The organism is Streptomyces sp. F63, assembly GCF_018070345.1.
Classification (GTDB): domain Bacteria; phylum Actinomycetota; class Actinomycetes; order Streptomycetales; family Streptomycetaceae; genus Streptomyces.
Genome location: NZ_JAGPXX010000023.1, coordinates 1 through 13,733, shown reverse-complemented (window position 1 = coordinate 13,733; position 13,733 = coordinate 1). Strand labels below are relative to the sequence as shown.

Below are 13,733 nucleotides of genomic sequence, written 5' to 3'. Positions count from 1 at the left end.
GTTCAGGCCGCTCCGGTGACGGCGGCGGGACGCAGGGCGAGCACGTCCCGGTAGACGGTCTCGGTGGCGGCGGCGATCCGGTTCCAGCCGTAGCGGAGAAGGGTGCGGCGGCGTCCTGCGAGCCCGCATGCCGCACGCGCCTCGTGGTTGCGCAGCAGTGCGGAGGCGGCGGCCGCGAGGGCCGCCGGGTCGCCCGGCGGGACGAGCCGCCCGGTGCCCGGGTCGGCCACGGAGTCCATCTGGCCGCCGACCGCGCTGGCCACGACGGGGGTTCCGCAGGCCATGGCCTCCAGCGGCACGATGCCGAACGGCTCGTAGTCGGCCGGGCAGAGGACGAGGTCGGCGCCGCGCAGCAGCGCGGGCACGTCCTCCGGCTGCACTCCGCCGGTGAAGCGCACCCGGTCGGCCACACCCGCCTCGCGGGCCAGCGCGCGCAGCCGGCGCACCTCCGGGTCGGCGCCGATGCGGTCCGGGGACGGGCCGCCCGCGATGACGAGTTCGGCGCCGGGCAGCAGGGCGAGCGCGGCGATGGAGACGGCGGCGCCCTTGCGCGGGACGAGCCGCCCGATCTGCAGCAGCCGGTGCGGCAGCGGTCCGCGGGGCGCGGCGGGGCCGTCCGGGGTGAACCGCTCGGTGTCGACCCCGCAGGGGACCACGGAGATGCGCCCGGCGGGGACGCCCAGGGCGGTCAGTTCGGCGACCTCGTCGCGGCAGGTGGCGATGATCCGGTCACTGCTCTCGCCGATCTCCGTCTCCATCAGGACCCGCCCCGGCGGGCTGGTGTCGGCGCTGCCCTGGTGGCGCCTTTTGACGGCGCCGAGGGCGTGGTACGTGTGGGCGACCGGCACACCGGTTTCCCGCGCGGCCTGGAGCGTGGCCAGTCCGGACATCCAGAAGTGCGAGTGCGCCAGATCGGGCGGCGCGAGTTCCCACTCCCGGGCGAGATGACGGCCGAACTCCGGCATGTACGGCAGCAGTTCGTCCTTGGGGATCTCCCGGGCGGGCCCGGCGGGGACGTGGCGCACCTCGACGCCGGCGCGCAGCGGCACGCGGCCGGGCAGGCCGGGCGCGTCGCGCCGGGTGTAGACGGTGACCCGGTGGCCGCGGTCGGCGAGGGCGCCGGCGAGGTGCGCCACATGGACGTTCTGGCCGCCCGCGTCAACTCCGCCGAGGACGGCCAGCGGGCTGGCGTGCTCGGATATGAGCGCGATGGCGAGGGCGCCGTTCCGGACGGTGACCGTCATCGGGTGACCTCCTCGATCAGGTGCTCCCAGTCGCTCAGGAACCGTTTGAGCCCGTAGCGTTCGAGAGCCGCGGTGCGGGCGCGTGCCCCGTCCGCGGCGGCCGCCGCGGGGTCGTCGAGATACGCGCGGGCGGCGCGGGCCAGTTCCTCCGGCCGGGTCGAGACGACCCCGGCCCCGGCGGGGACGGCCTCGACCGCCTCGGTGGTGGCGAGGGCGACCACCGGCATCCCGAGGTGCATGGCCTCCAGCAGGGAGAGCCCGAGGGAGGTCCAGCGGATCGGGTGGAGGTAGAGGCGCCGCCGTGCCATGGCGGTGTGCAGTTCGCTCTGCGGGAGGTCCCGGACCCGGCAGCGCTCCTCGTCCAGCCGGAGGTGCGCGGGGAGCCCTTCGGTGCGCATGCCGAAGACGTCGAGAGGCGCGTCGGCGCTCAGGTCCGGCAGCAGGTCGGTGCCGGTGGTGCGGCCGCGGCGGACGGGCTCGTTGACGACGACGGCCGCGCGTGCGATCTCTCCGGTGTAGAGGTGCCCGGGGTCGACGATGCCGTGTTCGATCACGGCGGTGCGGGTGGAGCCGTTGTCCCAGAACAGCCGGTTGAAGTGCGTGACGTGGACGAGGGTCAGGTCGTCCCGGCCGGCGGCGGGGTGGCGGGTGTGGGGGGCGTCGCCGTCGGGCGCGTTGTGTTCCAGGTAGACGGCGGGGACGTCCCGGCCGGGCCGCCGCCCGCCGAGCCAGCGCTCGGCCAGCTCCGCCTCGTGCGGCCGCTGCAGGACGACGAGGTCCACGGGCTCGTCGCGCAGCTGCTCCGGGGTGCGTTCGAGGACGGAGTCCGGCCAGGTCCAGGTGCGGGCCCGGCCGAGGCCGTCGGGGCCGCGGCCGGGCAGGACGGGCACCAGATAGGTGTGCGGGCCCTGGACGAACGCCGTCGTCCAGGAGCCGTGCACATGCCAGAGCAGGATGTTCATGCGGTCCTCCACTCCGGGTCTCCGGTGGCCGGTGCGGCCTGCCCGGCCGGGCAGGCGGCCGGCGCCGTGGGCTGCGGCGGTGCGGCCGGTGCGGCGGGCACCGCGGAATCGCGGGACGGGGCGGGGCCGGGCGCGGCGGCGGCTTCGGGGCCGGGCGCGGCTTCGGGGCCGGGCGCGGCGTCCGGTTCGGACAGGGCTTCCGGTTCCGGGGCGGCGTCCGGCCCGGTTGCGGCGTCCGGCCCGTGGGCGGCCACCAGCTCGGGGTCAGCCGCGGGCTCAGAGGCGGCCGCAGGCCCGGGGGCGGCCACGGGCTCATCGGGGTCAGCCGCAGGCCCGGGGTCAGCCGCAGGCCCGGGGTCGGCCGCGGACGGCCCGTACGGCGCCGGGCGTTCTCTCGACACGTCCACCAACACGTCCACCGCAGAGAGCAGTTCGGTGTCCGTCACCGAGTCCAGACACGGATGCCCCGGTACGGGGCACTCACGGGCCCTGGTCCCGGCGCAGGGCGCGTCCTGCCGTCCCAGCAGCACTTGCGGCACCCGGTACGGGGCCCAGCGCTCGGCGGGCACGACCGGTGCGAAGAGGCTGACGACGGGCGCGCCGACGGCCGCCGCCAGATGGGAGGGCCCGGTGTTGCCGGTGACGACCGCCCGGGCGCGGGACAGGACACCGGCCAGCTCCCGCAGGTCCGTGCGGCCACCGAGGTCGAGCCCGCACTCCCCCGCGACGGCGGCGGTGAGCTCCTTCTCCCCCGGACCGCCGGTGACGACGACCCGGTGCCCGGCCGCGTCGAGGGCGGCCACCGCGCGCGCGGCCCGCTCGGGGCTCCAGGCGCGGGCCGGCACCGCGGCTCCGGGGTGGACCACCAGATACGGGTCCGCACCGGTGAGGTGCGTGGTGTCCGCCGCGCCGCACACCCGCAGGGTCCCGTCGTCGCCGGGCGGCAGGGCGAAACCGGCCGCCTCGGCGAGCGCCAGCGCGGCCCGCGCCTCGTGCTGGGCGGGTGCGCGCCGGTGGCGCAGATCGAGCAGCGATCCGGGGTAGTGCTCGCTGTCGGCGGCGATCCAGCGCACACCGGCCATGCGCAGCAGCAGCGCGATCGGCAGCGGGCTCTGGTGGTAGGAGGCCAGGATCAGCGCCCGGTCGAAGCGTCCCGCCGACACGGCGTCGATCAGCGCCTCGTGGTCGCCCCGGCGCACCGGCGGCGGCTCCAGACCGACCCACGGCGCGTCGTACACCAGGACGTCGTCGACGCCGGGCAGCAGCCGCGCGGCCTGTTCGCCCTGCGGTCCGCAGAGCATCGCGGTGCACGAGGAGCCGTGCGCGGCGGCACGGACGGCCGGCCCCGCGAGCAGGACGTCTCCGGCGCTGTCGAGACGGACGACCAGGGTGCGTATCACGCGGCGCCCCCTTCGCCGGGCGGGCGGTGCCCCCGGGAGGGGCCGTCCTCGCCGGACGGCAGGTGCCCTCGCGACGGGCGCTCCGCTCCGGACGGACCGCCCGGCCCGGCGGGCCGGTGGCCGAGGGCCGCGCGCACCGCCGCCAGCAGGTCGGCGGCGCGCTCGGGGGCCGCGTCGACCTCCTCGGCGCGGGTCACGGGCGTGGGCACCAGAACGCCCCGGGCCCCGGCCGCGCGGGCCGCGCCGAGATCGGCGCCGATGTCGCCGATGACCACCGCCTCCTCCGGTGCCACGCCGAGCCGCGCGCAGGCGGCGAGCACCAGCCCGGGCGCCGGCTTCCGGCAGCCGCAGCCGTCGCCGGGCCCGTGCGGGCAGACGGCCCACACCCCGAAGGGGCCGAGGAGTTCCTCGACGCGCCGCCGCACGGCCACGACCTGCTCCCGGGTGAGCAGCCCCCGGGCCACGCCGGACTGGTTGCTCACCACGCCGACGGCCGCTCCGTGGGCCCGTACCGCCTCCAGCGCCTCGCGGGCGTGCGGCATCAGCCGGACGAGCGTGGGGTCGCCGTTGTACGGGACGTCCTCGACGAGCGTGCCGTCGCGGTCGAACAGAACGGCTCGCGTGGCGCCCGCGGGCGCGCGAGGGGTGCGCTGCGGCGCGCCCGGTGCGAACAGCCACGGGCCCTCGGAGAGCGCCGGGGCTGCGGGGGGGATGGTGATGATCGGCACGACGGCGCGGGTAACCCGGGAGCCGCTTCACAAACACGAGGAAACGCCACGAAGAGTCACTGTGGCCGGATCGCTCTGTCCGTCGTTCCTGGTCACGACAGTGACTGGGTTCAGTTCCGGACAGGTGCCCTTCCGCGCCCGGCCGGCGCGCCCGGAACACCGCGCCGTTCCCGGAGACCGCTGCGGGCCACCGTGCCGCGTTCGGGTACGGCCCGGCCGGGCGGTGATGCGAGAGGTCCCGGGCCGCCGGTCCCGGACGAACGGCGCTACGGCGGGGCGCGAGCTCCGCGGAGCGCGGTCCGGCACAGATCCGGCGTACGCGCGAGACGCGGCGGTGCGGGCGGGACGCGGCGTTACGCCGGGCGGCCGGACCGCGGCACGGCGGTGCGGCCTCACGGCACGACGGCGGCGCCTTCCGCCGCCGCACCGGACCCCGTACCGGGGCCCGTACCGGAGCCCGCGCCGTCCTGCCGTCCTGCCGTCCTGCCGTCCTGCCGTCACCTTGACCGCCCGATCGGATCGGTGCTTGCATCTGGCCACACCAACACGCCGTGTTCCGGCGTGTGTTGACGACCCGGGGTCAATCGCACCCCGAGGAAGAGCACCGGCAACCCCAACACCGTCGTGTCAGGACGGCAGCAGGAGCACCCCAGACAACGTTGTCGCGGGCGGCACCCCGGTCGCCCGGCCCCGCACCACCCGGCACGGCACCGCCCCGCACCCCTGCGCCACCCCGCCGAGGAGGACCCCCATGAACTCCCCCACCCGCTCCGCCCCCTCACCCCGCGGCCCGGAACGGAGACCACGCCGGAGATTCCGCGCGGGGGAAACCGGGCCCGGCCGGGCCGAGCCCGCCGCCCGGCGAACCCCGGCTCCCGCTTGCGGCCGCCTGCTCCGCCCCCTGGCCACCGCCGCCGTCCTCGCCCTGGCGATGGCACTGGCCCCGGCCGCCACCCGGCCCGCCGCCGCCCATGGCACCCACCCCACCGGCCACCCCACCGGCCACACCGACGGCCGGACCGGGCCGGGCACGAGCCGCGGCTGGGTCGCCGCCTGGGGCGCGAGCCAAGTGGCCGGCAGCGACATCCCCTGGAGCGACTGCCCGGCCGGCAAGGGCCTGGAGGACCAGACGGTCCGCAACGTCCTGTTCGTCAAGGGCGGCGGCAGCAGCGTCCGGGTGCGGATCACCAACACGTTCGGGACGCAGCCCGTCGCGGTCGGCAAGGCGACCGTCGCCCTCCAGGACGAGGGGGCCGGCGCCGTCCCCGGCACCCTGCGCACCCTGACTTTCGGCGGCCGCGAGGCCACCACCCTCGCCGCGGGCGAGGAACGGTTCAGCGACCCGGTCCGGCTGCCCGTACGAGCCCTGTCCACCCTTCTCGTGAGTGTCCATGTCGACAAGGCGACCGGCCCCGTCACCAACCACCCGTTCACCGCGCAGGGCAACCACCTGGCCGACGGAGACAAGACGGCGGATCCCTCCGGCGACGGCTACGCGGACACCCCGTGCTGGATGCTCGTCAGCGGCGTGGACGTGCGGGCCGACCACCGCACGATCGGCTCGGTGGTGGCCTTCGGCGACTCGATCACCGACACGGCGAGCACCACGGGCAACGCCAACCAGCGCTACCCCGACCACCTGGCCCGCCGCTTCCAGGTCCGCACAGGCCCGACGCTGTCGGTGGTCAACGCGGGCCTGGGCGGCAACCGCCTGATCGCCGACCGCGAGGGCGAGCCGTACTACGGCGTCTCCGGTCTTTCGCGGATGGAGCGCGACGCGTTCACGCAGAGCGGCGTCCGCTCGGTCATCCTGATGGAGGGCATCAACGACATCGGCTACGACGCCACGGCGGACGAACTCATCGCCGGCTACAAGGCGTTCATCGAGGAGGGTCACCGCCACGGCGTGCAGGTCCACGGCGGGACGCTGCTGCCCATGGCGGGCTCGTTCATCTGGACGGAGCGCCGCCAGGCCGTCTGGGACGCGGTGAACGACTGGATCCGCACCTCGGGCGCGTTCGACGGCGTCATCGACTTCGCCGCGGCCACCGCCTCCCCCGACGACCCGCTGACGCTCGACCCGGCCTACGACAGCGGCGACCACCTCCACCCCAACGACGCGGGCACCCGCGCCATGGCGGAGGCGGTGGACCTGGACATGCTCCTCGCGGCCGCCCGCGACCGCACCCCGGGTGCCGGCCGGCCGTCGTAGGCCGGCTGCCCGGAATCGCCGTCGCGGCCGCGTGAAGCCGAATTCGGGGCAGCGCAGCCACGGATCACCCGGGCAGACCCACGATGCCGCCGGTACCAGGCCGGGCCGGTACCGGCGGCATCGTCACGCCCGTGGTTCAGCGGCGGGCGGCGAACTCCACGAAGGCGGACCACTCGTCGGCCGCGACCGCGAGCACGGGTCCCCTCCTGTCCTTGGAGTCGCGGACCCGCACGGCGCCGGGGCCGACGGCCACCTCGACGCATTGGCCGCCTCCGCTGCCGCTGTAACTGCTCTTCCGCCAAATCGGCGTACCTATGGGCTCGGTGCTCTTCTCAGCGCTCATGCTTCTCCCAACAGCTTCGTAATGAAGGCCAGCGAATCGTCCGGGGTGAGAGCCTGCGCCCGGATGATTCCATACCGTGCTTCGAGCGCGTGGACGGTTTTCCGGTCGGTATGGAGCCGGCTCGTGTCCTGGACCTCCACGTAGGCGATCCTCTGCCCGTCGGTCGTCTCCATCAGGGTGAACGGGCCGTCCAGACCGGCGTGGTCGGACCGGTCCGTCGGCATGACCTGGATCACCACATGCCGCATCTGCCCGAGCACCAGCAGCTGTTCGAGTTGGCCGCGAAGGACGTCCCGACCGCCGATGGGACGGCGCAGCACGACCTCCTCGATGACGAAACTCAGCAGCGGCACCGGGCGCCGGGAGAAGATCTCCTGCCTCTCCATGCGGGCGCCCACCCGCTGTTCGATGAGTTGTTCGTCCACCGGCGGGCGGTACATCGTGAGCACGGCACGCGCGTACTCCTCCGTCTGCAACAGGCCGTTCATCACCTGGCAGTCATAGGCATTCAGCTCCACGGCTCCGGCCTCGATCTTCGCCGCGTCACGGAAGTATGCCGGGTACCGTGCCCGCAGCACCTCTCCCTTCATCGCCGTCAGCAGCCCGCCCCCGTCGAGCACCTCGTCCGCCTTGTCGATGAACTCGGGCCGCGCGATGCGCCGTCCCTGCTCCACCGAGGAGATCAAGTCCTCCCCGTACTTCATCTGCTGACCCAGCTCGGCCTGGGTGAGTCCGGCCCGGGTGCGGAGTACCCGGATCTGGGTGCCGAAGCTCCTGAGGAAGGAGCCGGTTCCGTCGCCGTCCGGGAGTTCCGGCCGTCCCGTAGCAGCCATGCGTGTACCTCCAGTGCGTATGTGCGCTGACTGACCGCCGACCGCCACGGTTCGGTCAGCGCTGACTGACCGCCGACCGCCACGGTTCGGTCACCCGTAACCGATTCCGCGTTTCCGCACTCGCTCCCGGCCGTCATCGCCGCCCACTCCGCGCACCTGTCGGTAACCGTCCGTCCCTGCGGTCGCGCGGTCACGTTATGCACATCGGAAGGCCGATCGGCCGGAACTGCCGGAACCTCACCCGTCCGAAGGATCCGAACTTGCCGCTGCGTCAAGCTCCTTGAGTCACGGCAGCGTCCCGGGGGTCCGTCCGGGCGCGCGGAGTCCTCGCCCCATGCGGTGGAAACCGGTGGGCGTCGCGGAGCGATCGGCGGATCTCCGGCTTCCCGCCGGGCCCCCGGGCCCTCCCGGGCGGATCCGACAGCGGCCCCGGTCACCGGTACAGGGCTGTACGTCGCATCGTCGCTGCTGGTCAGAGCGGGTGCGAAGGGACAGCCTCGTCGGCATGACACAGGAAACACCCGTCTCCCACGGGGAAATGAGCACGCCGCCCCCGGTCGTCCGCTCCCCCGGCTCGCCGTCCACCCGCGCACGGGCGCGGCGGCCCCGGGCAGGGGCACCGGAACGAACAACGGCGGTCGCGGGGGCGCGGTCCGCCGGGATGCGGTTCACGTCCACGCCGCGCGGCGCCCGGCTGGCCCGGCTGCTCGTCTCCCAGTGGCTCGACGAGTGGGGGCACCCGTACCAGTCGGAGGCGAACCGCACCATGGCGCTGATCGCCGCGGAGCTGGCGGCGAACGCCGTGCGCCACGGCCGGGTGCCGGGACGGGACTTCGCGGTACGGCTCAGCCGGACCGCCGACGTGCTGCGCATCGAGGTGAGCGACACCCGCACCGAACGCCCCGTGCCCACGGACGAACCGGAACTGCCCTCCCCTGGCGCCGAGTCGGGCCGCGGCCTCTTCCTCGTCTCAAGGCTCGCCGTCCGCTGGGCGGTGACCCCGCGTCGGGACGGGCCGGGCAAGACGGTCTGGGCGGAACTGCCGTTCGCTGCCGGTCGTGACGCCGACGGCGGCAGAGCGTTCGCGTAGACCTGGGCTGCCCGCCCCTTTGAGTGTGTGCCTTCAGACATTCGCGCGTCGTATGTGCAGGTGACCGTCCACAGGGAAGGACGGCGGCATCGCGGGCAGGACGCTGTCGAAGCCGTATCCGCTCTTCTGCGCGACCCTGCACGACGCGGGGTTGTCCACCTGGTGCAGGAGTTCGAGGCGCTCCAGTCCGTCGGCTGCGAAGGAGTTGAAGGCCCAGGCGGTGAGTGCCTCCAGAGCTCGCGGGGCCACTCCCCGCCCGCGGACGTGCGGTGCGGTCCAGTAGCCCACCTCGGCCGCCGGTTTCCCGGAGGCGATGTGTTTGAGAACCACGTTGCCCGCCAGTGCCGCGGACGCGCCCGGTGGTGCCTCAAGGACGGCAAAGCTGAACCGGTCCCCCGCCGCCCAGCCCCGCTCCTGGGCCCGGACCCAGCGTGCCCCGTCGGCATCGCCCTCCGGGACGTGGCTCGTCCAGCGGCGCAGCACGGGATCCCGGTACACCTCGACCAATGCGGGCACGTCCTCCATGCGCCAGGGCCGGAGAACGAGAGCGGGAGAGGCCGGCGTCGCGACCGCCTGAAGAGTGACGGAAGTATTCACCAGCCGATCCTTGCACGGCACTCGCACCCGATCGCCGCGTCGGCGGCTTCGCGAGCCCATGGTGGTACGGCTGAGGAACCGGCGCCCGGGCGGCCCTGGTCTCGTCGCCCGGCTGAGGGACGCCAACCGGACGCCACAGCATTTCCTGCGTCTCGTCATCACCTGACCGCGCTGATGACGATGAGAGTGAGCGTGGGCAGCGCAGTGGCCGCGGCGCTCAGCAGCCAGTACGCGCCGGGCGCCAGCGGAGTCCAGCGCCGGAGAAGGGCGTTGGCCAGGCCCCAGATCAGACCGAACAGGCTGATGACCGGCACGGCCAGCATCACCCAGGGCAGGACCCCGTCGTTCTCCGTGGGCTCCCGATCGGTCCAGCCGAGTTCCGCGAGCGGCCAGTTCGAGGCGAAGTACCAGAGCAGGAAGGCCGGTACGACGGCGGGGATGCCCAGCAGGAGATTGACCGTCAGGGACAGTCCCGCGCGGGGCCAGGCGGGTGCGGTGCTCGTCTTCACTCGGCCTCACTCCGGGCGCGCGACGGCTTGATGTGGTCCCCAGGAGCCTATACAGCCCGGTCGGCCGGCGTCCGCAGTGCCCGGCGCCGGAGCGTGCGCCTCTCAACCGAGCGGGTCGTTCCGCGCCGGACGGAGCCGGAGAGGGCCGGACTTGACGGGACGGAACCGGACGGGACCGGACCGGACCGGGCACAGGATGTCGGGTGCGGCACGGTGGGTCCTCCCTAGCGTGAACGGTGTCAGAGGGAAGGAGATCCGGCGGTGCTGGAACGGCTCAATCAGGCCCTGGAGTACATCGAGCGCCATCTCGACCGGCCCATCGAGTCGGCCGAGCTGGCGCGGATCGCGGCCACGTCGGAGTACCACCTGCGGCGGCTGTTCTCCGCGCTGGCGGGGATCGGGTTGTCCGAGTACATCCGGCGCCGGCGGCTGACCGTCGCGGGTGCCGAAGTGCTCGCCGGGGATGCCACGTTGCTCGAAGTCGCCGTGCGCTACGGCTACGGCTCCGGGGAGGCGTTCGCCCGGGCGTTCCGCGCCGTGCACGGTGTCGGGCCGGGCGAGGCCCGGCGGACCGGTGCGGTGCTCAGCTCGCAGCCCCGGATGTCCTTCCGCCTCATCGTCGAAGGGAACAGCAGCATGCGGTACCGGATCGTGGAGAAGGGCGGGTTCGCCGTGGTCGGGAAGAAGGCGCGGGTGCCATTGGTGCACACGGGGGTGAACCCGGAGATCGCCGCGTTCATCCGCGGCATCGGTAAGGACACGCTGCGGCGGCTGGAGGAGCTGCCGGGCGGCCAGGAGCCGCGCGGCATCGTCGGGGTCAGCGACCGGCTGCCCGCCGACCCCGGCGAGCGGGTGGAAGGGACCGAACTCGACTACTACCACGCCGTGGTGACGGACTCCGGCGCCGAGGTGCCGGAGGGGATGGATTCCCTGGCCGTGCCTGCGGGGATGTGGGCCGTCTTCGAGAGTTCGGGCGAGTTCCCGCAGGCTCTGCAGTACCTGTGGCGGGACGTGTTCACCCAGTGGTTCCCGTCCAACCCGTACCGGAGCCGGCCCGGTCCGGAGCTGCTGCGGACCCGGCTGTCGGAGGACGGGGCGACGGCGGACGCGGAGTTGTGGATCCCGGTGGAACCGGAGCGAGTGGAGGGGCCGGAGAAGCCGGAGGCGGCGCGGGGAGCTGTGGTCTGAGCCGCCGAGCCGCTCCCGGGGGCGTGCTCCGGGACGGCGGCCGGGCTCCCCGGCAGCGGGCCGTCCGGAGACGGACGGCGGGGCCGTGCCGGAGAAGGTCCGGCACGGCCCCGCGGTGGAAGGGGTGGGTATCGGGGGGCTGAGGGCTCAGCTCCGAGCCGTTGCGCTCAGCCCCGTGCGGGCAGGGTCAGGGGAGGAGGGGGAAGGGCTGGAAGGCGATGCTTCCGGTCGCCGTCGACCCGGTGTAGACGGGTGTTCCGGCGAACACCGCCTGGTACGTGGTGGCCGTGATGACGCTGTTCGGCACCGGGGTGTCGGGCAGGGTGGCCGTGCCGGCGGCATCCGTGACCGCGGTGCCGAGCACGTAGGGCCCGCTGGTCGTGTTGGCGGTGAAGGTGATCGTCTGCCCCGGCACCGGCGTTCCGCCGCTGGTCAGGGTGGCGCTCACGTTCCGGATGAGCAGGGTCCCGTTGGCGCGGAGCCGGATGGTGGCGGGTGTCGCGGTCAGCGTGGTGGGTGCCACCGGGGTGATCGTCACACTGACTGTCCCGGAGGACGTGTCGAAGCACCCGTCGCCCTCGTAGTCCGCCGTGACGACGGTTGTCGTTCCGGCGGGAAGGTCGGAGGTGCTGATCTGCGCCTGGCCGCCGACCAGTTCGGCGGTGCCGAGGACACCGAGGCCGGGGGCGCTGAAGGTGACCGTGCCGGTGGGCGTGCTCGGATGGCCGGCAGGGCCGGCGACGGTGGCCGTGAGCGTCACGCTCTCCGTGGGGCCGGCCGGGTTCGGGACGGCGACCACCGTGGTGGTGCTCGGCGCCTTGCTGACGGTGAACGGCGTCACGGGTGAGGCGGAGCTCAGGTAGGCGTCGTCCGCGGGCTCGTAGACCACCACGACGTGGTGGAGCCCCACCGGCAGGTCCGGGAACGTGGCGGTGGCCTGACCCGCCGCGTTCGGGGTGAGGACCTGGATGGGCCCGTTCTCCGTGACGAGGAAGGTGAGGGTGCCCGTGGTGACCGGACCGCTCGGCGAGGTGACCGTCGCGATGATGACGACGTCGTCTCCGCAGTACGCGGGGACGGTCTCAACGGTCACGGTCGTCGTGCTCTGTTCGGTGACGTACGTGAAGACGGCCGTGCTGCTGCCGGTGCCGTACAGCGTCGTCACCGTCACCGGGCCACTGGCGCCGAGGGCGCCCGGCGCCGTGACGGCGGTGATGCTGGTCGGGCTGTTGACGGTGAACGACGCGACCGGCACGCCGCCGATGCTCACCGACTGCACGTCGGTGAAGTCGGTGCCGGTGATGCTCACCACGGTGCCGCCCGCGGTGGTGCCCGACGTGGGCACGAACCCGGTCACGGCGGGCGCCGCGACATAGGTGAACGACGCGGCGGAACTGCCGCTGCCGGACGCCGTGGTCACCGTCACCGGGCCCGAGGCACCCGCGGTTCCGGGGCTGGTGACGGCGGTGATGCTGGTCGGGCTGTTGACGGTGAACGAGGCGGCTTCCTCACCGGCGATGACGACGGACTCCACGTTCACGAAGTCCGTACCCGTGATCGCCACCGTGGTTCCGCCGCCGACCGGTCCGGCAGCCGGCGCGAAGCCGCTGACGGTCGGGGCGGCGACGTAGGTGAACGAGGCGGTGGACGTCCCGGTGCCGCTGAGCGTCGTCACCGCCACCGGGCCCGTGGTCCCCGCCGGAGCGGCGGTGGTGACGGCCGTGATGCTGGTCGGGGAGTTGACCGTGAACGACGCCACCGGCTGACCCGCCACCGTCACACCGGTGACGTTGGTGAAGTCCGTACCCGTGATCTCCACCGACGTCCCGCCCAGCGGCGAACCCGACGTCGGCACGAACCCGGTCACCGCCGGAACGGCGACATAGGTGAACGAGCCGGTGGAACTCCCGGTGCCCGACGGCGTGGTGACCGACACCGGACCGGTCGTCCCCGCCGGCGCCGCAGCCGTCACGGCCGTGATACTCGTCGGATCGTTCACGATGAACGACGCCACCGGTACCCCGGCCACGGTCACATCCGAGACGTTCACGAAGTCCGTACCCGTGATCTCCACCGTCGTCCCACCCGCAGGCGGACCCGCGACGGGCACGAAGCCCGTCACCGCCGGAGCAGCGAGGTACGTGAACGAGGCGGAGGACGTCCCGGTACCGCTGAGCGTCGTCACCGCCACCGGACCGGTGGTCCCCGCCGCGGCCGCAGTCGTCACCGCTGTGATGCTCGTCGGAGAGTTGACCGTGTACGACGCCACCGGCTGACCCGCGATGGTGACAGCCGTGACGTTGGTGAAGTCCGTACCCGTGATCTCCACCGACGTCCCGCCCAACGGCGAACCCGACGTCGGCACGAACCCGGTCACCGCCGGAACGGCGACATAGGTGAACGAGCCGGTGGAACTCCCGGTGCCCGACGGCGTGGTGACCGACACGGGACCGGTGGTCCCCGCCGGCGCCGCAGCCGTCACGGCCGTGATGCTCGTCGGATCGTTCACGATGAACGACGTCACCGGCACACCCGCCACGGTCACATCCGAGACGTTCACGAAGTCCGTACCCGTGATCTCCACCGTCGTCCCACCCGCAGGCGGACCCGCGACGGGCACGAAGCCC

General features: G+C 73.7%; 11 protein-coding genes and 1 pseudogene. 3 read left to right on the top strand and 9 right to left on the bottom strand.

Translation table 11 applies throughout. From position 1 onward, the window contains the following. Positions 1–2: 2 nt before the first annotated feature. The 4 genes and pseudogenes from KBZ10_RS20940 to KBZ10_RS20925 form a co-directional block, all read right to left on the bottom strand. Positions 3–1,244: a glycosyltransferase gene (locus KBZ10_RS20940; protein ID WP_210989219.1), complete on the bottom strand. Its 1,242-nt coding sequence runs from the start codon at positions 1,242–1,244 to the stop codon at positions 3–5. Beyond that, entirely contained in the window at positions 1,241–2,206 is a 966-nt protein-coding gene (locus tag KBZ10_RS20935; protein WP_210989218.1) for a glycosyltransferase, read from the bottom strand. The genes KBZ10_RS20940 and KBZ10_RS20935 overlap by 4 nt, the downstream gene beginning before the upstream one ends. A 407-nt stretch (positions 2,207–2,613) precedes the next feature. Beyond that, positions 2,614–3,603, bottom strand: a pseudogene (locus KBZ10_RS20930) (glycosyltransferase family 9 protein); the annotation flags it as partial. Further along, on the bottom strand, positions 3,603–4,334 hold the full coding sequence (locus KBZ10_RS20925; RefSeq protein WP_374223389.1) for a D-glycero-alpha-D-manno-heptose-1,7-bisphosphate 7-phosphatase: 732 nt from the start codon (positions 4,332–4,334) through the stop codon (positions 3,603–3,605). The pseudogene KBZ10_RS20930 and the gene KBZ10_RS20925, both read right to left, overlap by 1 nt. Positions 4,335–5,085: 751 nt before the next feature. Between KBZ10_RS20925 and KBZ10_RS20920 the strand changes: the two genes are divergently transcribed. After that, positions 5,086–6,546, top strand: coding sequence for an SGNH/GDSL hydrolase family protein (locus tag KBZ10_RS20920; protein ID WP_210989217.1), 1,461 nt, complete (start codon positions 5,086–5,088; stop codon positions 6,544–6,546). Between the two features lie 136 nt (positions 6,547–6,682). Here the strand turns inward: KBZ10_RS20920 and KBZ10_RS20915 are convergent, their stop codons facing one another. After that, positions 6,683–6,889 (bottom strand): DUF397 domain-containing protein, encoded by a 207-nt coding sequence (locus KBZ10_RS20915; protein ID WP_210989216.1) that lies wholly within the window; start codon positions 6,887–6,889, stop codon positions 6,683–6,685. Beyond that, on the bottom strand, positions 6,886–7,722 hold the full coding sequence (locus tag KBZ10_RS20910) for a helix-turn-helix transcriptional regulator (protein WP_210989215.1): 837 nt from the start codon (positions 7,720–7,722) through the stop codon (positions 6,886–6,888). Before KBZ10_RS20910 ends, KBZ10_RS20915 begins: the two co-directional genes overlap by 4 nt. Before the next feature lie 505 nt (positions 7,723–8,227). Here KBZ10_RS20910 and KBZ10_RS20905 point away from each other — a divergent pair. Next, on the top strand, positions 8,228–8,812 hold the full coding sequence (locus KBZ10_RS20905; RefSeq protein WP_307847534.1) for an ATP-binding protein: 585 nt from the start codon (positions 8,228–8,230) through the stop codon (positions 8,810–8,812). A 33-nt stretch (positions 8,813–8,845) separates the two neighbouring features. On the opposite strand, the gene KBZ10_RS20900 is transcribed toward KBZ10_RS20905, so the two are convergent. Both KBZ10_RS20900 and KBZ10_RS20895 read right to left on the bottom strand, forming a co-directional pair. Further along, positions 8,846–9,409 (bottom strand): GNAT family N-acetyltransferase, encoded by a 564-nt coding sequence (locus tag KBZ10_RS20900; protein WP_307847533.1) that lies wholly within the window; start codon positions 9,407–9,409, stop codon positions 8,846–8,848. Between the two features lie 158 nt (positions 9,410–9,567). Beyond that, on the bottom strand, positions 9,568–9,918 hold the full coding sequence (locus KBZ10_RS20895; RefSeq protein WP_307847532.1) for a hypothetical protein: 351 nt from the start codon (positions 9,916–9,918) through the stop codon (positions 9,568–9,570). 261 nt (positions 9,919–10,179) lie between these two features. On the opposite strand from KBZ10_RS20895, the gene KBZ10_RS20890 reads away from it, so the two are divergent. Then, positions 10,180–11,106 (top strand): AraC family transcriptional regulator, encoded by a 927-nt coding sequence (locus KBZ10_RS20890; RefSeq protein ID WP_210989213.1) that lies wholly within the window; start codon positions 10,180–10,182, stop codon positions 11,104–11,106. 187 nt (positions 11,107–11,293) lie between these two features. Here the strand turns inward: KBZ10_RS20890 and KBZ10_RS20885 are convergent. After that, positions 11,294–13,733, bottom strand: a 2,440-nt coding sequence (locus tag KBZ10_RS20885) for an IPT/TIG domain-containing protein (protein WP_210989212.1), incomplete at its 5' end; no start/stop codon positions are given.